The sequence below is a fragment of the Alteromonas sp. 38 genome (assembly GCF_902506055.1).
GTDB lineage: Bacteria > Pseudomonadota > Gammaproteobacteria > Enterobacterales > Alteromonadaceae > Alteromonas > Alteromonas lipotrueae.
This window is the reverse complement of sequence record NZ_LR733300.1, coordinates 2,410,155-2,435,981: the sequence shown is the minus strand read 5'-3', so window position 1 is coordinate 2,435,981 and position 25,827 is coordinate 2,410,155. Positions and strand designations below refer to the sequence as shown.

The 25,827-nt window shown below is 43.7% G+C and carries 20 protein-coding genes; 8 read left to right on the top strand and 12 right to left on the bottom strand.

Annotation, left to right across the window (positions count from 1 at the left end):
• The first annotated feature begins 111 nt into the window (after nt 1–111).
• Entirely contained in the window at nt 112–1,479 is a 1,368-nt protein-coding gene (locus FLAVO9R_RS10520) for a diguanylate cyclase (protein WP_232370627.1), read from the top strand.
• 90 nt (nt 1,480–1,569) lie between these two features.
• Here the strand turns inward: FLAVO9R_RS10520 and FLAVO9R_RS10515 are convergent, their stop codons facing one another.
• The 7 genes from FLAVO9R_RS10515 to xdhA are packed head-to-tail and all read right to left on the bottom strand — an operon-like array spanning nt 1,570 to nt 9,610.
• Complete coding sequence (locus tag FLAVO9R_RS10515) at nt 1,570–2,787, bottom strand: urate hydroxylase PuuD (protein ID WP_159531093.1); 1,218 nt, start codon at nt 2,785–2,787, stop codon at nt 1,570–1,572.
• A complete protein-coding gene (gene guaD, locus FLAVO9R_RS10510) occupies nt 2,774–4,090 on the bottom strand; it encodes a guanine deaminase (protein ID WP_159531091.1) in 1,317 nt (438 codons plus the stop codon). Before guaD ends, FLAVO9R_RS10515 begins: the two co-directional genes overlap by 14 nt.
• A 5-nt stretch (nt 4,091–4,095) precedes the next feature.
• The gene (uraH, locus tag FLAVO9R_RS10505) at nt 4,096–4,416 is read right to left on the bottom strand and encodes a hydroxyisourate hydrolase (protein ID WP_159531089.1); all 321 of its coding nucleotides are present in this window, start codon (nt 4,414–4,416) and stop codon (nt 4,096–4,098) included.
• Nucleotides 4,416–4,934 (bottom strand): 2-oxo-4-hydroxy-4-carboxy-5-ureidoimidazoline decarboxylase, encoded by a 519-nt coding sequence (gene uraD, locus FLAVO9R_RS10500; protein WP_159531087.1) that lies wholly within the window; start codon nt 4,932–4,934, stop codon nt 4,416–4,418. The genes uraH and uraD overlap by 1 nt, the downstream gene beginning before the upstream one ends.
• Nucleotides 4,931–5,785: a xanthine dehydrogenase accessory protein XdhC gene (gene xdhC / locus FLAVO9R_RS10495; RefSeq protein ID WP_159531085.1), complete on the bottom strand. Its 855-nt coding sequence runs from the start codon at nt 5,783–5,785 to the stop codon at nt 4,931–4,933. Before xdhC ends, uraD begins: the two co-directional genes overlap by 4 nt.
• Entirely contained in the window at nt 5,782–8,154 is a 2,373-nt protein-coding gene (gene xdhB, locus FLAVO9R_RS10490) for a xanthine dehydrogenase molybdopterin binding subunit (RefSeq protein WP_159531083.1), read from the bottom strand. Before xdhB ends, xdhC begins: the two co-directional genes overlap by 4 nt.
• Nucleotides 8,147–9,610 carry a xanthine dehydrogenase small subunit gene (gene xdhA / locus FLAVO9R_RS10485; RefSeq protein ID WP_159531081.1) on the bottom strand — a complete coding sequence of 488 codons (1,464 nt, stop codon included), beginning with the start codon at nt 9,608–9,610 and terminating at the stop codon, nt 8,147–8,149. The genes xdhB and xdhA overlap by 8 nt, the downstream gene beginning before the upstream one ends.
• Nucleotides 9,611–9,919: 309 nt before the next feature.
• On the opposite strand from xdhA, the gene FLAVO9R_RS10480 reads away from it, so the two are divergent.
• The 3 genes from FLAVO9R_RS10480 to FLAVO9R_RS10470 are packed head-to-tail and all read left to right on the top strand — an operon-like array spanning nt 9,920 to nt 11,804.
• Nucleotides 9,920–10,579, top strand: a complete 660-nt coding sequence (locus FLAVO9R_RS10480; protein WP_159531079.1) for a TetR/AcrR family transcriptional regulator — start codon at nt 9,920–9,922, stop codon at nt 10,577–10,579.
• Nucleotides 10,569–11,495, top strand: coding sequence for an allantoinase PuuE (gene puuE / locus FLAVO9R_RS10475; protein WP_159531077.1), 927 nt, complete (start codon nt 10,569–10,571; stop codon nt 11,493–11,495). Before FLAVO9R_RS10480 ends, puuE begins: the two co-directional genes overlap by 11 nt.
• 51 nt (nt 11,496–11,546) lie before the next feature.
• Nucleotides 11,547–11,804: a DUF3862 domain-containing protein gene (locus FLAVO9R_RS10470; protein ID WP_159531075.1), complete on the top strand. Its 258-nt coding sequence runs from the start codon at nt 11,547–11,549 to the stop codon at nt 11,802–11,804.
• A gap of 126 nt (nt 11,805–11,930) precedes the next feature.
• Here FLAVO9R_RS10470 and FLAVO9R_RS10465 read toward each other — a convergent pair whose 3' ends face one another.
• Nucleotides 11,931–13,262 (bottom strand): NCS2 family permease, encoded by a 1,332-nt coding sequence (locus tag FLAVO9R_RS10465; protein WP_159531073.1) that lies wholly within the window; start codon nt 13,260–13,262, stop codon nt 11,931–11,933.
• Between the two features lie 288 nt (nt 13,263–13,550).
• On the opposite strand from FLAVO9R_RS10465, the gene FLAVO9R_RS10460 reads away from it, so the two are divergent.
• Nucleotides 13,551–14,555 carry an adenosine deaminase gene (locus FLAVO9R_RS10460; protein ID WP_159531071.1) on the top strand — a complete coding sequence of 335 codons (1,005 nt, stop codon included), beginning with the start codon at nt 13,551–13,553 and terminating at the stop codon, nt 14,553–14,555.
• A gap of 26 nt (nt 14,556–14,581) precedes the next feature.
• Here the strand turns inward: FLAVO9R_RS10460 and FLAVO9R_RS10455 are convergent, their stop codons facing one another.
• Complete coding sequence (locus FLAVO9R_RS10455) at nt 14,582–14,932, bottom strand: Hpt domain-containing protein (RefSeq protein ID WP_159531069.1); 351 nt, start codon at nt 14,930–14,932, stop codon at nt 14,582–14,584.
• 318 nt (nt 14,933–15,250) lie between these two features.
• Between FLAVO9R_RS10455 and FLAVO9R_RS10450 the strand changes: the two genes are divergently transcribed.
• The 3 genes from FLAVO9R_RS10450 (at nt 15,251) to FLAVO9R_RS10440 (ending at nt 20,562) form a co-directional block, all read left to right on the top strand.
• Nucleotides 15,251–17,359: a putative bifunctional diguanylate cyclase/phosphodiesterase gene (locus tag FLAVO9R_RS10450; RefSeq protein ID WP_159531067.1), complete on the top strand. Its 2,109-nt coding sequence runs from the start codon at nt 15,251–15,253 to the stop codon at nt 17,357–17,359.
• 127 nt (nt 17,360–17,486) lie between these two features.
• On the top strand, nt 17,487–18,404 hold the full coding sequence (locus tag FLAVO9R_RS10445) for a diguanylate cyclase (RefSeq protein WP_159531066.1): 918 nt from the start codon (nt 17,487–17,489) through the stop codon (nt 18,402–18,404).
• Nucleotides 18,405–18,549: 145 nt separating this feature from the next.
• Nucleotides 18,550–20,562, top strand: coding sequence for an ATP-binding protein (locus FLAVO9R_RS10440; RefSeq protein WP_159531064.1), 2,013 nt, complete (start codon nt 18,550–18,552; stop codon nt 20,560–20,562).
• Nucleotides 20,563–20,599: 37 nt separating this feature from the next.
• Here FLAVO9R_RS10440 and FLAVO9R_RS10435 read toward each other — a convergent pair whose 3' ends face one another.
• The 3 genes from FLAVO9R_RS10435 to FLAVO9R_RS10425 all read right to left on the bottom strand — a co-directional run bounded on the left by FLAVO9R_RS10435 (nt 20,600) and on the right by FLAVO9R_RS10425 (nt 25,826).
• Nucleotides 20,600–21,682 (bottom strand): purine nucleoside permease, encoded by a 1,083-nt coding sequence (locus tag FLAVO9R_RS10435; RefSeq protein ID WP_159531062.1) that lies wholly within the window; start codon nt 21,680–21,682, stop codon nt 20,600–20,602.
• 95 nt (nt 21,683–21,777) lie between these two features.
• Nucleotides 21,778–24,195 (bottom strand): TonB-dependent siderophore receptor, encoded by a 2,418-nt coding sequence (locus FLAVO9R_RS10430; RefSeq protein ID WP_159531060.1) that lies wholly within the window; start codon nt 24,193–24,195, stop codon nt 21,778–21,780.
• A 257-nt stretch (nt 24,196–24,452) separates the two neighbouring features.
• Nucleotides 24,453–25,826 (bottom strand): uracil-xanthine permease family protein, encoded by a 1,374-nt coding sequence (locus FLAVO9R_RS10425; protein ID WP_159531058.1) that lies wholly within the window; start codon nt 25,824–25,826, stop codon nt 24,453–24,455.
• Nucleotide 25,827 lies beyond the last annotated feature (1 nt).

Sequence of the window (25,827 nt, the reverse complement as noted above, 5' to 3'; positions counted from 1 at the left end):
TAATTTTTTTAAAAGTCTTCGTAATTCATCCCAGCTTAGAAATGTTGACTACACTAAAAGTGTGAATTGAAAACGTAGCGTAGCGGGTAGTGAATGGATAGTACGGGGCTTATGAGAGAAAAGAATATTTTCGAAAAAACATTTGAGCAATGTGGCGTGGGATTAGCGCATGTGAGCCCGCACGGTGATTTTATCCGTGTGAACAGCAAGCTAAGCGGCTTTTTAGGTTATGAGAGTGCGAGACTTATCAAAATGTCGTTTCAAAGCATTACAGAACCCTCACATATTCAAGAGGATTTATATCTTCTTCACCAAGTGCTTCGCGGCGAAATAGATACTTACAGCATAGAAAAAAAATACATTCATGCTAAAGGTCATAACGTTTGGGGAAAATTAACGGTCACTTTGGTTCGTGATGAAAACGGTGAGCCAGATTATTTTATTTCTGTCGTTGAAGATATCGATGATAAGAAGCGCATTGAATCAGAGCTTTATAAAGCAGAGGCGCTTTTCAGCAAGATAGTAGCAGCTTTTTCTTCGCATTCTTTTGTTTGGGTTGCGAACCCAGAGTTAACCCGCATCCATTACATTAACGAGGGTTATCGTAATATTTACGGGCGTGATGAATATGAGTTGCATACTAAGCCTGATGCATTTTTATCTTATGTTCATGAAGACGATCGCTTGCTTGTAGAAAAGGCATATAAAGCGAAACCGTTAGAAAGCTGGGATTTACAATATCGCATCAAAAACAGTCGGGGAGAGGTAAAATATATCCACGATAGAGGCATGCCACTATTTGATGAGAATGAGCAACAGATATTGGTGGTAGGCACCGCTGACGATGTTTCTTATGAAAAAGAGCAACAACAAGCGTTGTTAGAGGCGATTTCTAAACTAGAGTATCTTTCCAAAACAGATCCACTCACCGGTATTTCAAATAGACGAGAGATGTTCATTCAATTAGATAGAGAAATACAACGAATAAACCGTGGTCAGCAACCTTCAACGCTTGTATTCATCGATCTTAACGACTTTAAGAGTATCAATGACACCTTTGGCCATAAAGCCGGTGATAAAGCATTGGTGGGCTTCTCAGATATTATGAAAAATTTCCTACGAGAAACCGACCGCTTTGCTCGGTTAGGCGGCGATGAATTTGTTGTGCTTTTATTTGGTTCAAATGACACCGATGCTGAGGTATTTTTTGAACGCTTAGCAGAAACCTCATTCGAAATTGAATTTGACAGTGAGTTTGACAGTGAATTAGCAGCTTCCGGCGCTAGCCAAGACAGTAATGTGAATAGTGGAAAAGATAGTTCCACTACCACCGGAACCTCTCTGTCTTTTTGCTTGGGGTGGCATACATGGGATTCAAATATTGTGACTGCCCAAAACTGGGTAGATGCCGCTGACGAAGCCATGTATAAACAAAAACGCCAGTATAAAAAATATACTGGCGCGCAAAAGGTAAGTTGAATCACTGGCCTGCTCTAATCCAATTAATCTAAAAACAGTGCAACGGCATGCGCTACCATGAAGGGCAATGTTAAATTGCCCAGTTAGGTTTTAGTTTTCCTTATTGGCATGCGTTGTGGCAAACCACGCCGCTATTTCAGCCCGCTCGTCATCGGTCATGCCGGTTTTATTTAAAAACGGCATGTCTTTGGTCACGGTAGTGCGTCTTACTAACTGAGGTGCATAACGAGTGATATCTTCCCAGCTATCTAGCACCACACCTAGCGGGGCCACTTTGAATATATCATCAGTTGGGGTACGTGAATGACAGCCTACACAATGGGTATTCACAAGCTCGGTTACTCGTTCATTAGTTACCACGGCTACACTTTCATTTTCAGTACCCGCTACCTCAACATTCGCTGGCGTTTTCGGCCACGAAACCCAAAGAGCTATGGCAAGCATAGCAACAGCACCTGTTACTAATATCGATGGTTTAGTTTTGCCAACATGACGTAGGTTGAAGAAATGTCGAATCCACGCGGCAGCCGCCATTAATGCAATAAGCACTAACCAATTTTGCTCATGCTGATAGGTCATAGGGTAATGATTTGAAATCATGATGAACAATAACGGTAAGGTGAAATAGTTATTGTGCATCGAACGCAATTTAGCGCCTGCGCCCCACTGTGGGTCGATACTTTCTTTTGCTTGTACCGCAGCAACCATTTTACGTTGGTTGGGCATAATGTTGAAAAACACATTACCCACCATAATAGTGCCAATTAACGCCCCAACATGAATGTAAGCCCCACGACCACTAAACCATTGTGTTGATAGATAAGTGACTACACAAATAAGCGAGACTAGACATAACGCAAAGACAATAGGGTATTTAGCCAATGGGCTTCTGCAGGCCAATTCGTAGATGGCAAGGCCACCAAAAATAAGTCCAAGGCCTAAAGATATTGCCATCGAGGGCGACATATTGTTGACTTGAGGGTCAATCAAATACGCCGAAGCGCCAAAGTAATACACTATGATGAGTAGCGCAAAGCCTGATAGCCAGGTGGTATAAGCTTCCCATTTGAACCAGTGTAAGGTTTCAGGCATTTTTTCTGGGCCATAAGCATACTTGGCTACTTCATAAAAGCCGCCGCCATGTATAGCCCATAAATCGCCTTTAATGCCTTTATCTTCTTTCCACTTAGGCGGGGTGCGCAAATTATTGTCTAACCAGACAAAATAGAACGACGCACCAATCCACGCCACACCGGCAATTACGTGAAACCAGCGTACAAATAAGCTTATCCAATCAAGCCATGGCATAGTGTGTTTCCTTCTTATTATAACAGCATTGACCGCTTATCCAGGTCTCTGCAATAGCGCGGTCATCACCCAATATACTGAGTGCAAAAAAGACATCGTCAAATTCAGCATTAGGCTTAATTCGTAATTCCATGAGTTCATCATAACGGGGCGTTACAATAATAAAATCGGCAACCGTATTGGGGTTTAAGTTTCCAATCTCGTCATCTAATTTATGTGCTACCGCAGCGCCTTGGGTCATCAAGTAAAACCCTTCGATTGGGCAGATAGGCGCGTGGCGCAACTGGCTAACTTTATACGCATCGCCATAGGTTTTTAACATACTAAAGCTGGTGCCAGCGCCAACATCGGTGGCCAATGCTACATGCACATTATTGGCCCGTGCGGTTTGCATATCAAACAACCCGCTACCTAAAAATAGATTCGAGGTAGGGCAAAACGCTAAGGTTGCATCCGCTTCACCTAATCGTTGCCATTCATCGCTAGAAAGGTGAATACCATGACCAAATACCGAACGGGGGCGTACTAAGTTGTACTTATCGTAAACGTCTAAGTATCCAGATGCCCTCGGGAATAAAGATTTCACCCATGCAATTTCATCTACATTTTCAGACAAATGCGTTTGCACAAAGACATCTTTAAATTGGGTTGCCAGTTCACCTAAAGCTGCCAATTGCGCTTCAGAGCTAGTCGGCGCAAACCTAGGGGTGATCGCGTAGCGATTTCGGCCGGTGTTGTGCCAATTTTCAATTAACACGGCGCTGTCTTTTTGTGCAGTGTCGGGGCAATCTTGTAGGTCCGCAGGGCAGTTTCTGTCCATGCACACTTTACCTGCCACTATCGCCATGTCTATTTCACTGGCGGCACTAAACAAGGCATTACAACACCCTTGGTGTACCGATGAAAAAACGAAGCCAGTCGTTGTGCCGTTCTTCAACAATTGTTGCAAAAACACCTTGGCAATTTTTTGGGCATGCTCCACGCTGGCAAACTGCTTTTCGGTAGGAAAAGTATAGTTTTCAAGCCAACTTAATAGCTGCTCACCATAGCTAGCAATACTTTCAGTTTGTGGGTAGTGCAAATGGCTGTCTATTAGCCCAGGTAAAATCCAGCTGTCTTTATGATCATGTAACACTGCATCAGGGTACTGCTCACGCATCGTGATATACCCGCCAGTGGCGATAATTTTTTTGCCATCAATAACCAAGCCGCCATCGTAAATAACACTAATATCTTCCACTAAGGAAGATGACGTAGTACTAGGTGTTGGAAAGTGTGCAATATTCGCACGAAAAAGCTGCATTATATTTAGCTGCCTCTATAACTGCTAAAACCAAAAGGAGAGATAAGCAAAGGCACATGGTAATGGCCGCCGTCACTTTCAAGTTCAAACGCTATATCTATATGGGGGTAAAAGCTCTTCCCATGGGTAGCAATTAAGTAGTCATGGCTGTGAAAACGCAATGTATACACACCGGCTTCGAATGTCTGACCCCATTGGTTAAAGCGTCCGTCGTTATCGGTTTTACCGGTAAGTACATCGCCATTAGGCAAAGTAAGAGTAAGCGCAATACCTTCTACTGGCTTGCCCGATGTGGTGTCTAATACATGACTTGATAAGGTATTCATTAATTTTCGTCCTTGGCAGTTAACGCTTTGTCTAAGCGTAACAAGGTAATTTTAATTTGTTCTTGGGCTGCTGTGCGAATTTCTTCATTGGTGCTGTTCGGTAATCGCGCTTGCAAGGCGCTAAGCATCGCGTCGGCCGAAAGCCCTGTGGCACAAATAATAAAAATAAAACCATGCTTATCAAGATACGCTTGGTTCGCTTCTTTTAGCGTAAGCAGCGTAGCTTCTGACGCACTGGCTGTGCCTGATTGTTCTCCGCTGGCAATGGTTTTCGTGTTGGCAAACTTTTTACGCAGCGAATCTACATCGCCAATCATTGGGTGGGCGGTGAATGCCTCTAAAAAGTCTTCCTTGCCGCATTTTGCCCATGCGGTTTTGGCATATTCTTTTACATCGTTAACGGTGCCAAAAGGGCGGGCGTTCACCATGCTGTAAATCCACGACTGTGCTGCGCAGGTTTGTTGAAACCAACCGGTAGCAGCACTGGTCGATAGGGTATTAAGTTCGTTTAAGGTCATACATTATGTTCCTTATTGTTAAATCTATCGACGTTAGTCACCGTAGCATCTTCAACATTGTCTTCACCGGCGTGTAAACGCTGGATAATTTGTGAAGCAATAGATACCGCCACTTCAATAGGACGCTTGCCGGGTATTGAAGTATCGCCAATAGGGGTTGCTAAGCGCGCTAAATCACTTTCATTAAAACCACGGTGTTCCAATTTAGTGATAAAACGCTTGGCTTTGGTTTGTGAACCAATAAGGCCAACAAAGGGTAACGCAGGGTATTTTAATGCTTGCTCGGTAATGCGGTAATCGAGTTGATGATCGTGAGTCAATATCACCAACCAGGTATTTTCTTCCAGCCCCCGTACTTCAGTCTCTGGCGCTTCTTCTACCACCATTTTGACGTTTGCCGGCAGCGGGTGACTGAACAAATCTTCACGACTATCAATCCAGGAAATACGAAGTGGAAGCTGGGCTAAAATAGGTACCAGTGCTTTTGCCACATGGCCTGCACCGAAAATAGCGATGTGCTGCGCATGGCGATTGCACACTTCAAACAACACTTTAACAGCACCGCCACAGCATTGCCCTAGCTTACTGCTAAGGGGGTATGAACGTATTTCTGTGCTTGCACTCTCTTTACTACGACTACCGCCGCTTAGCATCTCACGGGCTGTTTTGATTGCGTCGAATTCTAAATGCCCGCCGCCGATGGTATCAATGCTTTGTGCATCGGTAACCACCATTTTGCTTCCGGCTTCACGGGGTGTGGAGCCAGCAATACTAATGACCGTCACAATAACGTAGGGCGCACCGTCTTGTTGACACTGCGCTACCGCTTCGTACCATGTGCTCACTTTCATTGCGTTTCCTGTTGCGCGTTCTGAACCGATTGAGAGTGTGTTGCTTGTTGCAGCTGCATTACGGCATTCAGTACACGCTCTGGCGTGGCAGGTGTATCTAATTGTGGATCTTGGGTGTAACCAGAAATACTTGAAATGGCATCTTTCAAAGCACACCATACCGAAATTGCTAGCATGAAGGGGGGTTCTCCTACGGCTTTTGAATGGTAAATACTGTCTTCAGCATTCTCTCTGCCAAAAAGTTTCACATCAAAATGTTTAGGGGTATCGCCAATAGCAGGAATTTTATAGGTGGCCATGTTTTCACTGGTTAAGCGACCATCGTTATTCCACACTAGTTCTTCGGTAGTCAGCCAGCCCATGCCTTGAATGAAAGCACCTTCTATTTGGCCAATATCAATAGCAGGGTTCAAGCTATTACCTACATCGTGGAGTATGTCTACTTTATCAACGCAGTACTCACCACTTAAGGTATCAACAGATACTTCACTTACCGACACGCCATAAGAGAAATAGAAAAACGGGCGGCCATCGCCAGTTTCGCGATTGTAATGTAGTTTAGGGGTTTTATAAAAACCATTGGCCGATAATGACACACGATCAAAATACGCCGCCTGAACTAAATCGCTAAAGGCTTTTTGATGTTCACCTAGCACTAGGTTACCGGCAGTAAACTGTACCTTTTCGGCTTGCTCTGGCATACCTAGCTCGGTAGCAAAGCACTGCGCAAGGCGTTGTTTTAACGTTATGCAGGCATTTTGCACCGCTTTACCGTTTAGATCTGTGCCGCTCGACGCCGCCGTTGGCGATGTGTTCGGTACTTTATCGGTGCGGGTGGCAGTCACCTCTATCATGTCCATCGACACACCAAACTCATTCGCTGCAATTTGGGCTATTTTGGTGTGTAAGCCTTGGCCCATTTCTGTGCCGCCATGATTCACTTGAATGCTACCGTCGGTATAAATATGTACCAGTGCGCCTGCTTGGTTTAAGTGTTTTGCAGTAAAGGAAATACCAAACTTAACCGGAGTAAGGGCTAGGCCTTTCTTAATAACAGGGCTATTGCGGTTAAAGTCGGTAATCGCGTTTCTACGTGCCCAATAATCGGCGTCTTTTTCAAGTTTAGCTATCATTTCTGGCAATAGGTTGTGCTCTACTTCCATGCCATAAGGGGTAGTCGTGCCAGTTTCTGGCCCGTACAGGTTTTGTTTACGTACAGTGAGCGGGTCTACTTCCAGTTTGCGTGCCATGGCATCCATCATGGCTTCAGCCATGATCATTCCTTGCGGCCCACCAAAACCACGGTAAGCGGTGTGCGATACCATGTTAGTTTGCAAGCGATGACCTACAATGTAGCTTGCACCCAAAAAGTAACCGTTATCGGCATGAAACATGGCTCTGTCGACAATAGCGTCAGACAAGTCAGGTGAATGCCCACAGTTACCGTTAATATCTACTTTTGTAGCAACAATTTTACCGTTTTCGTTAAAGCCAACCTCAAAGCTGTTATCGAAAGGGTGGCGTTTACCTGTTACATGCATATCTGTGCTGCGGGGTAATCGGCACTTCACTGCACACTGATTGCGAGACGCTAACAAAGACGCCAAACACGCCCACTGGGCAGCTTGGGTTTCTTTTCCGCCAAACCCGCCACCCATGCGGCGCATATCTACCATCACATGATGCAGCTTAATATTGAGCACTTCAGCAACCAGTTTTTGTACTTCGCTAGGATGTTGGCTTGAGGTATACACCTTCATACGGCCATCTTCATCTGGGATAGCCAGAGATACTTGTCCTTCAAGATACATATGTTCTTGGCCGCCAATAGAGAGATGGCCTTTACAGCTCAAAGGCGCAGTGGCCAGTTGAGTATCAGCATCACCTTGGCCGAACTTGTGAGTAGGGCGAACAAAGCGCTCGTGTTTGTGTGCTTCTTCGGTGGTAAATACGCCTGCAGTAGGAATAACCTTAATGGTGCCCTTTAGTGCCGCTTTTCGCGCTAAGTGCACCGAGGTGGCAAGAACAGCAAAATACGGTTGGCCGTAAAACTTAATTTCACCATTGGCGAGTAACGGATCGCCTTCAAAAACAGGCCCAATGTCTTTATGACCAGGTACATCATCGATGGTAATAACATCTACCACACCTTCGCTTGCACGTACGGCAGATAAATCCATAGTTTCAATAATACCCGCCGCGCACTGGCTGGTGCCCACAGCGGCGTACAGCGTGCCGTGCGGCTCTACCAAATCGTCAATATATTTCGCACTACCTTGAACCTGTCTAGCAGCACTTTCATGCTTTACCGACGTATGAACAACCTGTGTTGAGGCTGAATCTTTCGCGCTATCGATAAGTTTACGCATGTTGCACCACCCGAGTTTCAATCTTGTTGCTGCTATGACTGCCTGCTTGGCTAGTGTTTTGATGCTCTAGCCAGAACCGATGCCATAAATTAGCCAGTACTGTTTTACGATATTCTGCGCTGGCCCTTACATCATCTATCGGTGCAAAGGCTTCGCTTAAAATCTGTTTACCAATATTCAAGCATTCGCTACTTGCCCACTGTTTGCCTTTTAATGCGCTATTAAGCGCCTCGCAGCTAGCTGGTGTTGCGGCAACACCGCCAAAGCCAGTACTAACGCCTTCAACCTTGCCGTTATTAAGCGTTACGTTGAATACAGCACATACGGCAGAAATGTCATCTTCCATACGTTTTGAAATCTTGTAAGCCGCGACCAATTCATTTTGTGTTAGGTAAGGAACTTCAATGGCAGATAGCCATTCGCCTTTTTCTAGCGCCGTTTGTCGATAGCCGGTAAAAAAGGCGTCTACAGGTACAGCGCGCGTTTGTGTGCCGTTATCAATATGCAGCACCGCGTTTAATGCTAGCAATACAGGCGGCATATCACCAATAGGGGAAGCGTTAGCCACGTTACCGCCCAAGGTAGCTTGGTTACGAATAGGTAGTGAAGCAAATCGGGTAATCAACTCTGCTAACTGGGGAAAGTGCGCCAGTAAAGGTTGCGTCAAATCACTTAATGGCGTGGTTGCACCAAAGGTGATCGAATGTTCGTTTGCAGTGCATCCATTTAGCGATTTTACCCCAGCCAAGCTGATTAATGTGCTCACATCTTTGAGTTGTTGAGTAAACATCAAACTCAAATCGGTACTGCCAGCGACTAATAGTGCATCAGGATGCAGTGCGATAGCATGGGCCAGCGCTGCGCGAGTATCAGGAACAAGCAAGTTGCTCGTACCCAGTAAGGGGGTTCCAGCCAGTTGCTTTAATGAACTTAGCGTGCTGGGCGTGTTACGTGAAAATGCGTCGTCAGGTGTGTTTCCACATACTGATAGCGCCGCATCAATGATAGGGCGATAGCCGGTACAGCGGCATAAGTTGCCCGAAAGTGCATGCAGAACATCGTCGCGATTTGGCGTACCCTCTTGATGATACAAAGCAAACATCGACATAATAAACCCCGGTGTACAGAAGCCACACTGCGAACCATGAAAGTCGATAAGTGCTTGTTGTACAGGGTGTAATGTGTTGCCTTGAGTTAAGTGCTCAACCGCAATAAGTTGTTTTCCATGCACAGCCGACATTAAGGTTATACAACTGTTTACTGTACGGTAATGTAACCCATCGAACTGTGGAGTAGGCTCGGCAATCACAACGGTACACGCACCGCAATCGCCTGCAGCACAACCCTCTTTGGTACCGGTAAGTTTCCTGTGCTCGCGTAAGAATTGGAGTAACGTTAGGTCAGCCCGGGTATCGTCCAATTCAACGAGTTGTTGATTAATAAGAAAGCGAATCATACCCGCACCTCATCACTGTTTTCATTGATATATCCATTAATATAGCGGTATTCTTGACAGAAAAGTAGACCATTTGGTCAAAAAATTGCTTTAAAAAAAAGGCTTCCCTGAGAATAGCCCCTGATTTGGTAAGCAAAACTGCATACTTGTTGATGTCATACAGGCAAGAATCGTGCAAGGTTTAATATAAAGAACACGAAGTTAAGTAGAGGTAACGGTATAGTGTTTACGTTTTCTGTTTTACGCTAAAACCGTGATAACGTAATACAAACGGATGCCAGACGTGTAGTGAAGGATAAAATAACAACGATGATCAAATTAAGAGACACAGACGCAGGAGTAGGCGCCACAAACAAAAGAAACATTCTGCAGGCGGCTGAAAAATGTTTCGCCCAGTTCGGTTTCAAAGGTACTGCGGTTCAAAAAATTGCAGATGAAGCGAAACTGCCTAAAACCAATGTGCTTTATTATTTTAAAACGAAGCAAGAATTGTATGTGGCAGTGTTAGAAGAAACACTGTCGTTGTGGAATTCCCATTTCGACAGAGCCACTGTAGATGACGACCCCGCTGAAGTGTTAGCTGCGTACATTACAGAAAAAATGGAAGTATCTCGCACCCATCCCCAAGCGTCTAAAATATTTGCGATGGAAATTATTAACGGTGCGCAGAACTTAACCGGTTATTTTGATGAAGAACATGCCAAATGGATGGAAGGGCGCTTAGCACTTATCGACCAGTGGATTGAAGTAGGTAAACTTCCTCAGCTTGATGGCGAATATTTACTTTACACCATTTGGGCTAGCACCCAGCATTATGCAGACTTTTCTGCTCAAATTACCCGTCTTCGTGGTCGTAAAATGATTAAGGCCGATTTTGAAACGGCCACACGCCAATTAATTCAATTGGTGCTAGGTGGGTGCAACCTGCCAGTGCCAAGTCGTTATATTGAGAATGTTGATGTCGAATAATTCCCATACTTACCCTCGCGACCTTATAGGTTACGGGGCTGATGTACCTAAGGCCAATTGGCCGAACGGCGCTAAAATTGCGCTCCAGTTTGTTTTAAATTATGAAGAAGGTGGTGAGAACTGCGTGCTTCATGGTGATGCGCACTCCGAAACCTTTTTGTCTGAAATAATTGGGGCACAAGCATTTAATGATAGACACCTTAGTATGGAGTCTATTTACGAATACGGCAGTCGAGCGGGGTTCTGGCGACTTCATCGTTTGCTCACCAGCTACAATATTCCGGTAACGGTTTTTGGTATCACTATGGCCATGCAACGTCACCCAGATGCCGTGCAAGCCATGTTAGATGCTAAATGGGAAATTGCGAGTCACGCTATGCGTTGGGTGCATTATCAAGATATGGATGAAGCGACTGAACGAAAAGAAATAGACGACGCTATCATGTTGCATGAGCAACTTACTGGCAAGAAGCCGGTTGGCTGGTATACAGGGCGTACCAGCCCTAACACGCTCAAATTGATAGCTGAGCGTGATGACATACTTTATTGTGCCGATTCTTATGCCGATGATTTACCTTATTTTGATAATCATTACAGCAAGCCCCTTTTAATGGTGCCTTATACGTTAGATACCAATGATATGCGCTTTGCTGCTCCACAAGGTTTCAATAGTGGCGAGCAATTTTTTCAATATCTAAAAGATGCATTCGATGTGTTATACGAAGAGGGCAGTGAAGCACCTAAAATGCTTTCGATAGGCATGCATTGCCGTATTTTAGGGCGGCCAGCGAGAATGGCGGCATTGAAACGTTTTATTGAATATGTGCAATCTCACGACAAAGTGTGGCTTGCTACTCGTGAAGACATTGCGAGACATTGGTTAGCAGAACATCCTTTGGTTGAAAAATCCCAGTAAAGTGTAAAGCTATAAGAAGCAAGCTACGCTATATAAACTGGAGATATAAAAATGAAAGTAAAAATTGCCTTGTGTTTATTAACAGCGCTCGTGTTAACGGGCTGTTCGAAGCTAAATCAGGAAAACTACGACAAATTAAAAATGGGTATGTCTCAAGATGAAGTGTCATCGGTGATAGGGGCTGCAGATAATTGCGCAAAAACCATGGGCGCAGTGTCTTGTATTTGGGGTAACGAAGAAGCGAAGCACGTAAAGATAGTCTTTATGGGTGATAAAGCCGTTACCTTTAGCTACGACGGTTTAGAGTAGGGGTAGAAAGCCCAATCTATGTAATTTACATAATCTAAGTAGCCTAAATAGATTACGCAAAACACAAAAAAACGGTGAAGATTATCTTCACCGTTTTTTTATATGCTAAGCATAAGTCTGCGCTTGTTATTTTAGGTCAAATATATAGCGCAGTATAAACACACCCGCTAACACGTAGGTTAATCCGCTCACCTCTTTGAATTTCCCTGTGCCCATCTTAATACCGACATAAGTAATAAACCCAAGGGCAATACCTTCGCTGATACTAAACGTTAGTGGCATGGCCAACAGTGCCACTGATGCGGTAGCCAGTGCGCCCAAATCATCGAAATCTATCTGACGTATGGCTTCCATCATCAATATACCCACCATAATGAGGGCAGGCGTCGTTGCCATCAACGGAATAACTTTCATTAATGGCGTAAGGAACAAAGCGAGCACAAAGCACAGTGCAACTACTACTGCAGTTAACCCTGTTCTACCACCTGCAGACGCCCCAGTAGCAGACTCTACGTAGCTGGTTACCGGTGAAGTGCCAATAAAAGCACCCACTACACTAGCTGATGCATCAGCGGTCATGGCAGGCCCTATTTTAGGTAATCTACCGTTTTTATCTAGAAGGTTCGCACGGCGAGAAACCCCAATTAAGGTACCAATGGTGTCGAACATGTTCACAAACATAAGCGCGAATATTAAGTCCCATGTCTCAGCGATATGATCAATAGGATACCAAAAGTCCATTGCCATGAAGGTGTTCGAAATAGGTTCCGGCAAGCCGATAATGGCTTGTGGCGTTGCGGTTAACATGCCATTTTCGGTAGGTACGAAAGCACCAATCACCGTTAGCACCACGATGGAAATAAGAATACCGCCAGTTACTTTTTTTACTACCATGACAATGGTAAAAATAATTCCAAGTAGCGCTAGCATTACCGCAGGGTCAGATAAATCACCAAGACTCACAAAGGTGGCAGGATGGTCGACAACCAAGCCCGCATTTTTAAGCCCAATAAAGGCAATGAATAACCCTATACCGCATTGCACACCAATTTTTAGAGCCGGAGGAATAGACTCCGCAATTTTAGTTCTTACCCCGGTTAAGGACAGAATTAAAAAGAGAACACCGTTCCAAAAGACTATTCCAAGCGCGGCTTCCCACGGGATTTCTCGAGATAAACAAATTGTAAAAGCAAAAAAGGCGTTTAAACCCATACCAGGCGCAAGTGCAATGGGATAGTTAGTCATAAACGCCATCAATAAAGTACCCAAGCAGGCAGCGAGCGCGGTTACCGTAATTAATCCTTCGATAGGCATGCCACTTAAGCCAAGGATCCCTGGATTTACCACTAAGATGTACGACATGGCGGCAAAGGTGGTTAGCCCCGCTACCACTTCTGTTTTTATTGTGGTTCCATGCGCCTGAAGCTTAAACAGGCGCTCTAATACGTTATTAGACATGTAGATTTCTCTATGCGTTGAGTCATTTATCATTATTTGATGTTGCATGAAGCAAAAACTTGACCACTTAGTCAGTTTGTTGGTGCGTTTTGTGCTACGGTAATCATAGCCAGAATACGCAAAGTCAGTGGTACGCCAGTGAAATCAACTAATAAAGGTTTTAAAAACCGTCTATTTCACATCGGAAGCGTTATAACAACGCCTGACTAAATCAACGCTAGAAAAGAAGTTGCGCACTAATTAAGATCAAGTTGCATCAAAATGGTGCGTTTCTAACTGTGAGGGGCCATGTCGCTATCAACAATAATTCAAAAACTCCCGAAGGCTGAACTGCACTTGCATATAGAAGGCAGCCTAACACCTGAGCTTATGTGGCACCTGGCAAGCAAGCATAGTATCACGTTGCCATATAAAAGCATTGAAGAGATAGCTGCCGCCTATCAATTTACTAATCTTCAAAGCTTCCTCGATATATATTATGCCGGCGCGGGCGTTCTCATTGATGAAGATGATTTTTACGCATTAATGTGGGCGTATTTCACTCGCTGCCACGAAGACAACGTGGTACACACCGAAATCATGTTCGACCCGCAAACCCATACCGCAAGAGGGATAGGGTTTGAAGTTTTCATGCCCGGTTTTTTACGTGCCATGAAAGATGCACAAAAGCAGTACGGTATTTCCAGTTATTTAATTATGTCTTTCTTAAGGCACCTACCAGAAAGCGATGCCTTCGCCACACTTGAAGCCGCCAAACCTTATTACAGTGTCATAGACGCGGTTGGCTTAGACAGTTCTGAACTGGGACATCCGCCGTCTAAATTTGAACGGGTATTTAAAGAAGCGCGAGCACTTGGTTTTAAAATAGTTGCCCATGCAGGTGAAGAGGGCCCGCCAGAATATATTTGGGAAGCGTTAGACTTGCTTAACGTTGACCGGATTGATCATGGGGTAAGATGCCAGGAAGACGAAAAGTTGATGGCTTACATTAACGATAATCAAATTCCTCTTACCGTGTGTCCGTTGAGTAACCTGAAATTGTGTGTGGTAGATGACCTAGCCAAGCACAATATTTTATCGTTACTCGATGAGGGCTTAATGGTCACAGTGAATTCAGACGATCCGACGTACTTTGGTGGTTTTTTAAATGATAATTATATTGCATTGTGTGATGCGCTACCTGTAACAGAAGCACACGTGAAGCAACTTGCTATCAATAGTTTTACGGCTAGCTTTTTACCGGATGACATTAAGCAACGACACATTGCTCACATACATTCTTTAACAAGCTAAACTGTTAAGCCGCTTATTGCTTCTTTCTAAGCGTAGGCGGTAGTCATTTCAGATTTAGTGGCATCGATTACTGATGCCAACGCTTCAACGTGTGCTTCAATCTCATCCCAATCGTCTGTTGTCGATAATATTTCAATGGATGAAGCTTTCTGGCGTAGTACCTCGGCACCCACATCACCTGAAACCCCCTTAATAGCATGGCTAGTGAAGCGAACTTCTTCGCGATCTCTATTTGTAACCGCTGTAGTAAGCGTTAAGTATTTTTCATCGATTTGATCAATAAACATCTTTGCAACGCGTTTCAAAAGATCGTGGTTTCCCGCTAAACGTTGTAATGCTTTTTCATATTGCCAAAGCGACGTACTATCAAAATTCATAACGTTTTTTGCCTTATAAGCCATTTAAAAAGTGTAAGTAGTTAATTTACAGTTAAAACTTAAATTTAAAATTTAATTGTGGAGCTATTTAAAGTAAGGTTGTCTATTGTTTTATTAAATTCACCTTTAAGTTTCTCTTTGTGGTTGTGATAGTATTTGCTGTACACGTTGATTTATCAGTTAAGCCTTGCGTACATAATCTATTATCGCAATACTAATAATATTAGCATAGACGAATATATACTAAAGGCTAATAACAAAAAGTATAACGTAGTCGATACTAAATAGAGAAAAAAGTAAATAGGAAAAACGACAGCTATGGATATGCGTGCGCAAAAAGTGCTTATTGTTGATGACGAACCTGTAAATATTGTCATTTTAGAATCGGCTGTAAATAGCTTAGCGAACGTAATTAGTACCAGCGACAGTCAAGAAGCCCTTCAACTTGTCCAAATTCATAAACCCGATTTAATTGTTCTTGATATCAGTATGCCTAAGCGGTCAGGGTTTGACATCTGTAGGGCAGTTAAGGCTGATTTGGGTTTACGAGAAATTCCGATACTCTTTGTTACATCGTTTACCGACAGTGAAAATGAGCGAAAAGCACTCGCATTGGGTGCTATTGATTTTATTGCTAAGCCCATTGATATCGAAATTTGTAGGATGCGGGTAAAGAATCACCTGCTAATGCAACGCCAAAAATCACAGTTATCTACTTATAACGAAAGAGTACTCGAAGAAAAAAAGCAGCTAAATATTACACTTAATGCTATCGCTGATGGGGTTATTGCCACAGACGCAGAAGGTCTTGTGACTTTTATTAACCCGGTTGCTCAGCGCTTAACTGGCTTTAATGAGTTTGAAGCGTGCGGGCGAATGGTGGATGACATTATGGAGTTACGAGATGCCACGACTAATGCTGAAGTGATTAACCCAGCGTTATATACCATGAAGGTTAAGCGGCCTGTTGCTATGGCGTTCAACGTAAAGTTAGTTAGCAAGCAAGGTAAAGAGTGTAGGGTAGAAGATACAGCTTCACCTATTTTGGATACGCAAGGAAACGTCAAAGGGGCCGTGCTCGTATTCCAAGACGTGTCTGAATCTGTGGCAATGGCTGTACAAATGACCCATGTCACCAATCACGATCAACTTACCGGCCTGCCTAATCGCGTGTTATTGCACGACAGAATTGTTCAGTGTATTAATAACACCGACAAAGCACAGCCGAATATCGCACTGTTACTAATAGACATTGATAATTTTAAATATTTAAACGATACACTAGGTCACAAAATCGGCGACTCTATTATTTTGTCTATATCGAAGCGTCTTCAACAAGCATGCGGTCCGTCAGCAACGGTCGCAAGGGTGGGCGGTGATGAGTTTGCATGTTTATTAACTCATGTTAGTGGTTTAAGTGTAGATGGAGTGGCAATGAACTGTTTGCAAAGTGCAAGAGAGCCTATTCATATTGATGGTCAGTATCACCAACTTAGTTTGAGTATTGGTATTAGCTTGTTCCCTCAAGATGCTTCTAGTGCAGAAGAAATGATGCGCCACTCTGACACCGCCATGTATCGCGCAAAAGCGACAGGCAAAGACAAGTTCAGCTTCTTCTCGAAAGATCTACAACTGGCCATGCGCAAACGAGTTGAAATGGAAGTAAAACTTCGTACAGCACTTGATAACAACAGCTTGGCAATATTTTTCCAACCTAAATATGATTTAAACTTAAACAAAGTCGTTGGTGCAGAAAGCCTCGTTAGATTGATTGATGATGAGGATGGAAGTATTGTTACACCAGATGAATTTATTCCATTGTCTGAAGAAACAGGGTTAATTCACCGCCTAGGTAAGCAAGTTTTGGTAAAAAGCTGTGAGTTTATTGCTAAGTGTGTTGAAGCGAATAAACCGTTTAAAATTGCGGTTAATGTGTCAGCACAGCAAATAGCAAATCCAAATTTTGCGAAAGAAGTTGAGGAAGTCATTGTCAAGACCGGAATCGACCCAAAGCTGTTAGAGCTAGAGGTAACAGAGTCAGCACTAATGGCCGATTTCGACCTAACGCGAAATATGTTACTGGCGTTGTCCTCATTAGGGCTTACGTTAGCACTAGACGATTTTGGCACCGGCTACTCAAGCTTATCCTACTTACGTCAGTTTCCTTTAAACGTACTTAAAATTGACCGATCGTTCGTAAAAGATATGAATAACGAACCCCAAGCGCTTGATATTGTGACTGCTATTGTTCGTCTCGCCAATTGTCTTAATATGATTCTAGTGGCAGAGGGGCTTGAAACCGAATTGCAGTTTCATACGCTTAGGCAGTTAGGCTGTGAATATGGTCAAGGCTACTACATGTGTAAGCCGATATCAGAAAATGAATTTACCACACGGTTTTTAAATCAAACGACAATAATGACGTAACAGTAAATTTTAAAAATATGAAAAGATGGAAGTTTCTCCTTTTTGGGTTAATATCCCGTAAGTAATGTTGTAATATGAGACTACTACGGTTTGCCCCTCAATTTCTTAAGATAGTCCTGTTAAATTTATGCAGTTAGAACTAAAACCATACTCGGCATGTAAGGTACTCGTGGTCGATGATGAGCCTATTAGCAGAATGCTTCTTACCTCCATACTCGAGCCTTTCGTTACCTGCATTGCTGCTTCAAACGGCAAAGAGGCAATTGGCCATTGTGCTATACACAAGCCTGACCTCATTCTGTTAGATATGAACATGCCTGATATTGACGGTCTTACCGTATGTCGTACTTTAAAAGAAAGCACTGAATCAGCCCACATACCTGTTATTTTTGTTACCTCTACTATTGACGTTGAAACCGAAAATGAGTGTTGGGAAGTGGGGGCCTCAGATTTTGTGTTGAAGCCGGTTACCGCCTCTACACTAGTGCATCGCATAAAAAACCACTTGCAAGGTAAGCTACGTACAGATTTGCTTGAAAGAATGACCTTTCACGATCAGTTAACAGGCTTATACAACCGACTGTACTTAAGTAATGAAATTCCATTATTAGTAAAGCAAGTTGCTCGCGACCATGGAACTGTCGGTATCATCATGATGGATATCGATTTTTTCAAACTCTATAACGATAATTATGGTCACCTTCAAGGGGATATCTGCCTTCAACAAGTGGCAGGGGTTATTGGTGAGCATGCGCGCCGTCCCAAAGATGCAGCCATTCGATTTGGTGGTGAAGAGTTTATGCTGGTATTACCTTACACCGACATGAACGGGGTTAAGAAAATTGCTGAAGACATTGTGGCTGCAATAAGAAGTGAGAATATCACGCATTATGCCGGCAAGGGGGGGAAGCTAAGCCTCAGCGCGGGTTTTGCGGTGAGAGCTGCTAATGAATTGCAAGATAATGGTGTATCTTCTCTTATAGAGTCTGCTGATATTTTTCTCTTCGAAGCCAAAGAGGCTGGGCGTAACCGCGCTATCGGTTAAATGGTGTTACCCTTTTCACAACTAGCCTATTGTTTAATTTTTTTTATTTGAAATAACCACTATCATTGCCGTAATGGAGCAGTGTAAAAACTGTAGTGGCTCTTCTGACCCTCAGGGGGCTTCTTGATTTTGATGGCGGTTTGCTATGTCTCAACAATTCAATAGTAAAGAAAAGTACCCTATTTCCGTTTCATCGACGGTACTTAACTTCGAGAAAGTGCTTAAATCCGGTTGCGACATATTATCCATGCAGCAAGGTATACTTTTACATGTTACTTGCGAGCATATCGACGTGATCGCCAAAGCCGATGTTTCTCTTGCACCTAACCAACTACTCCTACCCCCTTTTCCTGTTGATATAACCTCCCTTCCGGCTGGCCAGTTCGCAAGCTGCGGTGAGGTTAAGCAGTGGGCAGAGCAAAATTTATCGGCGAAAAACTATATTATTGGCCGTGTTCATCGTGTTGGTAACTATCACCTTGTGTTAATGCTGGTAAACAGTGTGGAAGGTATAGATTTTTCTTTCGATAAAGGGAAGTTATCGTTACTTGATAACTGGCTAGAAAGCGTTTTACAAAAAGAACGTGGAGCAGACGATAATTCAATCAAACATGCTGAGTTATTTGAAAAGTTGCAGTCAGTGGCAAACATAGGTGTATGGGAAGTTGATATTGCCGACAATGCACTTTTTTGGTCTTCTCAAACCCGTGTTATTCATGAAGTGCCTCAAAATTATACGCCAGAACTTGGCTCAGCAATTGAGTTTTATAAAGAGGGGGCAGATCGCGATGAAATTACAAGGTTGGTTAATCACGCGATAGAAACAGGCGAACCATGGACCGCTACCTTGCAGATAATTACCGCAAAGGGAAACCCGGTGTGGGTAGAAAACCACGGTATGGTTGAAATGTTTGAAGGTCATTGTGTTCGGCTTTTCGGTACGTTTCAAAATGTTGATAAGCCGGTAAAGCTTCGCTTGGAACTTGAGGAAAGACAGAAAGACGCAGAAGCTGCATTTAAAGAGCGGGGTCACTTGTTATCTCGTATCAGTCATGAATTAAGAACGCCGCTAAATGGTATTACGGGAATGCTACAGGCCATAAAGTTCGAGCAGCGAGTGAATATTCGAGAGCGAAAAACGGATTTAGCACTTAAGAGCGCCAGCCGCTTACTGCTGCTAATAGATGATGTTTTAGACTACACTGAAATTTCCAGTGGCGAGCTTGTACTGAAGAAAAGTCACTTCTGCGTGCGTGCAATGGCAGAAGAGTTGATTGATGTATTTAAATCCTTGTGCAAAGAAAAAGGCCTTCGTTTATACGCGGTTTTGTCGTTCCCCGAGAATACCTATATAAATGGTGATGCCAATAGAATAGGGCAAATTATTTCTAAGTTACTGCACAATGCCATTAAGTTTACTTCACGAGGGCACATTTCCATCCAGTTAACACTTAGAGAAGCGTTAACTGAGCCTAACTTGCTTATTTCTATAGAAGATACGGGGGAGGGAATGGATGAGGTCACTAAAACCTCGTTGTTCACTCCTTTCATACAAGGGCAAAAGCAATCGGCAATTAAAGGCAGTGGAACAGGCTTAGGGCTTTCTATCGTAAAACAGCTAGTTGACAAAATGGATGGCGAGATAGATATTCGCTCTGAAAGGAATGTAGGCACTACCTTTGATATTGTCCTTCCTGTCACCCTGACAGATGCTAAGCAAGGCCTGCTTGACCACGACGATGCCCTACCATCAAGTTTACTCACTATCCCATTGTCTATTCTGGTGGTGGACGATAACGATATTAACCGCATTGTGCTTACTTCAATGTTGGAAAAATATAACTTTATTGCCGATGAAGCTGAAGATGGTGAAGTTGCAGTACAGAAAGCCAGAGAAAAAGACTACGACCTTATTTTCATGGATTGTGCTATGCCGGTGCTTGATGGGGTGTCAGCCACCAAAGTCATACTTGAAGAGGGGTTGATGCACAGCCAAGGTAGCATTATTGCAGTTACGGCTAATACGTCAGAAGATGACAGAAAAGCGTGTACAGAGGCGGGAATGTCAGCGTTTTTATGTAAACCAGTCGACCAACGCAAAGTCACGTTAGAACTTAAGAAAGCCTTGCTAAGTAAGTCACTTGAAATGCATCAGTGACAGCGGGCCCCGCTGTCACCTAATATTCATTTTTTGACTATTGCTTAACCGGCATGTCAGTTTTCACTGTATCCCAGTTTTTTGTAATTTCTTCAATAACCACAGCGCCTACAGCGTATGCTGCTTCTACTGCCGACTGCAATGCCGCGTAGCCTTCCCCTGAACTCTCTAGCTCAAGATTTTTCGCTGCGGTCAAACCTGCAGGTTGCATGGTAAAGTTACTGGCAGTACGAAGAATAAGTACACGGTCTTTATCAACCAAGTTAGCATTGTCTAAGTAAGTAAGCGCTTGTAAGGTGGCTGAATCTTCCATGCCTGACGTGACAAAGTTACCTTTGCTTTGTGTCCAGTAGCCCACCCAATCGTTAGCCCAGTCATTAAGTAATTTGCCGTGCCAAAATGTAGATGCCGATAAATGTGAACCCGTCATAATGGTTGGGGCAGCAAGGGCATTAGGGTACCCCGTATAAGTCGCGCGCAATTTATCCATGGCGGGTGTATTGGGTAACGCTGTATCTTTTGTAAGGTTAAACGCCCAGTCTCTTAAACTGGCATTTAAAATGTAAACCTCGCCGTTAGGCGCTTGTTCTGGGTTTACTGATGCGGCGTTAGCATAAGGTGAGTGAGTGAAAAGCGGGAAGTAGCCCGTTTTCCAGTCACTTGGAATTTCACGTGCATCAATTTGATGAGCAAGGTCGCCGTCAACCACATAGTCAGTCCATACTGCAGAGCCAATGGTGCCGTCAGCAGGATCCATACCTGCAATACCGGCTACAAGCCAGTAAGCATGCGTTAAGTCGAATCTAGGATCTAGACCAAGTGCCATAATAGCAGCCGAGGCGCGGGCTATACCCATTCCCGTTACAATACCTAATACCCCGGTTTCTTCATTAACAAAAATATCATGGTGAGCATGGGGCAGGGCATAGCGGGTTGAAAGCTTTTGGCCTTTTTTCCAAAGTTGGAATTCACCAGGTTTGTCACCTTCGTCTTCACCAATTTCAAACATGGCAACCACAACGGCTTTAATCTCAATAGGGGAAGTATCGGTTGTTTCAGCGCAGTGCCCAGCAGAAGCGAAAAAAGAAAGGGCGAGAATAGCATTAGCAAAATAGCGCATTAATAATTGTCCTCTTAGGTATAAAAAAAGGTAAATCTACGAGGGTAGATTTACCTTTATAACATTTTTATTACAACAGCTTATAATGCAGTGTCTTAGAACTTATAAGCGAACTTCGCGCTCCAATGACGTGGTAGTTCTGGCAACACAACTTGGCTACCGAACAAGTCAGGGAAGTTAGCGCGGAAATAACGCTCATCAGTTAAGTTCTTAACAGTAAAGTTTACAGACCAGTCATCTGCCTGATAAGAAACACCTGCATTCACTAGCGTGTACGCTGGAAGCATTACCGAAGCAGAGAAGCCAGAAGCTACTTCTTCAACGTCAACTACACTCACGTTAGCCGCATAACCGTTTTGGAAGTCGTAAGTTGCCGTTACTGTGTACACGTTTTCAGGGATACCCGCTTTACGTGCATCAGTGTTAGCAAAGCCTTCACCAATTAAGTTCAAGCCAATCACGTTACCACCAAACACGAGCGACGGATCGGTAAGACTTGTTAAGTCTTCAGCACCAAGGAAACCAAACTGGCTACCATTTTCAAGTGCAGTAAGGTTAATAACCTTAATGTTCGTGTAGCCTGCAGACATCACTAAGTTTTCGTTAACAACCCAACGAAGTTCAAATTCAGTACCTTTGTTGTTTGTGGTGTTGTTAGTAACCGTGTTTTGGCTGCTAAAGTCGGTTCTTTCCATTTCAAATGAAGAAAGTGCAAAGTAAAGGGTATCGTCTAGCAATGAACCTTTAACACCGAACTCGAATAACTCAGACGTATCGAAAGCACCGTCTTCTAGTTGGCCAACACCAATTTCTGCACCTTGACCCGCAACAATCGTTGCTTGCTCAGCAGCCGTGATGTAAGGAATTAAGCCAAACGGAAGTTCGTATGAAATACTGGTATTCCAAGACCAACCGCCTACTGTATCCTCAGCATATACAGGTACTTCATCGCCAGTTGCGCCAAGTAGCAGGTCGGTACGTGAAGTCGTTTCGATATCAATGGTGTCGTAACGTACACCAAGCACAAGATTTAAGCCCCAATCCCAAGTAAGGTCGGTCATGGCACCAATACCTAAATCAAGGTAGTTACCTTCATCGTAGTTATCGTAGTTCATACCAGAGCGAGTAGAAAGCAAGCGTCTATCAAGCGCCGATGATGCCATTGTTAGGTCACGACGGTTAAAGTACTCGTACGTAAAATCATCACCGTGTAAAAAGTCGGTGTAACGAATTGACGGAGAAATTTGGAATTGTGCTAATAGGCTATCGTTTTCATATTCGGTAGCGAAAACAATCTTATCTTCAATTACCCAGCTATCGTGGAATTGAGAGAAGCCATACGCATTTTCGTTAATGTTATCGTATGAATCGTAGAAGAACTGGTTACGAATTTCCCAGTTGTCTGCGTAATAGATGGTATCGAAGTAGAAAGTAATCGCTTCGTTACCCAATTGGTCATCTGGTGCAACCAATACTTGGCTACCGCTTAGGGTAGTAGTACCTACGTTTTCAAGTGCCATTAGGGCAGTGGCTTCATCATCGGTAAATGCAGCACCAGGCACGTAGAAGAAGCTGTTACCCGCAATATTTACTGCGCCATACTCTTCGTGACTAATTGAGCCGTCGCCGTCTATATCAAGTGGCTGTGCAGTACCAGTAATATAAGTACCGTCGTCGATTAGCTCTTGTGTTAAACGGTTCCAACCAGCAACTTGGTTACCATCGTAATCGTGGTACATACCACCAAATTCAACACGAAGGTTATCAGTAATATCTATGTTGAAAGCGGCTTGTAAAATAGTTTGGTCAGTTTGTGTGTTCTCGTAGTAACTATCTGAGTTTTCTACTTCACCGTACAGGTAATAACCGACTGTTTTATCGCCAACCTGTGCTGGACCACCAACCTCTGCCGTTAACACGCTCTTATCCCACGAACCCGTCGTGTAAGAGATTGCGCCTTCAGGCTTTTCTAAATACTGGCCAGATGAAGCACGGGCAGATTTAGGGTTAAAGTTTAAGTAACCACCAATTTTAGACGGGCCGTAAATTGGCGATGCTGGACCACGAACAATATCAATTCGGCTTGAAGCACCAATTGGCGTAGGGTAGTTACCTGGGTTATCTAGGCGTTTAACGCCACGGAAATAGGTTTCACCAGGCGTACCACGTACATCAAGTGAACCAGCTACACCAAAGAATGACTGGGTAAATGTACCAGGAGCAAATGCCACTAGTTCATCAATGTCTGAAACGTTAAAACGCTCCATTTGTTCTTGAGAAATCGTTGATGCAGAACGCGGTGTTTCAAGAATTGATTTTCCAAAACCAAAAACTGATTCAACATCTTGACCAGGCAAACTGCCCAGAGAGCCTGTTACTTCAATTTTTTCAACGTCAGCGTCTTTCGGCGCAGATTCAGCCTCTTGTGCAAGTGCGATTGAAGGCACTGACAACGTCAGACCGAATGCTAGCGCACGGGCTAGTGGGTTAAGCTTGAATGTAGTGTTAATCATGGTTTCCTCTATTTTTAATAACCTTTTAAAAGGCTTTTTATACTTTTTTATTTTTCTGTCTGGGTAAAAGCACAATGAGTGCCAGCTTCTTGTCCAGTTGGTCAGGAAGTAGAATAAATTTAAATTAATGATTTTATTGAGTTTTTTTTAGAGTTGGGAAAGTGGTGATGTTATCAAAATGTGAAGTGGAGCAATGCTGATGGCTCTCTGCACCAGCGTTGTGATATTTACCCTGCGTGTTGCACCAAATTTGCTCTTTATACTTCACTTTGAGTATCTGAGGTGACTTCTGCTGATTTTTGCGGTGCACGTGGCAAAGAAAGTTCTAAAATGATGGCAGTCAGGCCCGCAGAGGTTACGGGTGAAAGTAAAACGTTTTCCAGCCATGTAGGCAATTGCGATAATGCGCTGGGCACCATCATTACACCAATACTCATCCCTAATGCACACGCGGTGATCAAGCTACTTCTTCTATCTAACGCGTAGCTAGCAAGTAACTTCAAACCACCTACGGCCACCATGGCAAACATAACCAGTGTTGCCCCGCCCAACACCGGCTTAGGTATAGCTTGTAGCACCCCCCCCACAGCAGGAAAAAGACCAACAAACACAAACATGCCCGCCACGAAGAAACCCACTTTTCTACTCGCAATACCAGTTAGCTGAATAACCCCGTTGTTCTGCCCAAAGGTGGTATTGGGAAATGTATTAAAGGCACCCGCAATCATAGAGTTAAGTCCATCACCTAGAATGCCACCTTTAATGCGCGATAAATAAAGTGGGCCAGTCACGGGTTCTTTGCAAAATAGGCTATTCGCGGTTAAATCGCCTGCGGTTTCAATCGCAGTAAATAAATAAATGAGGGCAATGGGTAAAAACAAGGTGATATCGAAGCTAATACCAAACGCAAAGGGCTGGGGAACCGCAATAGCAGGTAGGGCATTTAAGTGAGAAAAGTCTAAGCCTTTGGTGATCCACACATAGGCGGTACCCAATGTCATCCCCACAAAAATGGCCGATAGTCGTACCCAGTGATTATTCGACGCGTTTAAAAATACAATAATTAGTAAAACGCTTACCCCTAATCCTAAATTATCTAAACTCGCAAATGATTCAGCATTAAACCCACCTGCTAAGTCGGTCATTCCAACATTGATAAGCGATAAGCCAATGGCGGTAATAACAATACCCGTCGTTAGTGGTGTGATAATGCGTTTAAGTTGAGTAACAAATAAACTGAAAACTACCTCAACGACCGCCCCCGCTAGGGTTAAACCAAAAAGTAGAGATAAAATTTCTTCGCTACTGCCACCTTCATTTTTTACTTTCATGCCGGCCAATAGCAATGCACTGATAAAGGCAAAGCTAGTGCCCTGAATAGCCACTAATCCACTGCCCACTGGGCCAAATTTTTTCGTTTGAATAAAGGTGCCAACACCACTGACAAAAAGCGCCATGCAAATAAGGTAGGCCGTGTGCTCTGTAAGTCCCAGAGTTGCAGAGATAATTAATGTAGGCGTTATGACACCAATAAAGCTCGCCAGCATGTGCTGAACCGCAGCCGTTAAGCAAGCTGCCGCATTGGGTTTGTCGTGCAGGCTATAAAGTAAATCTTGAGGTTTCTCTTGCATG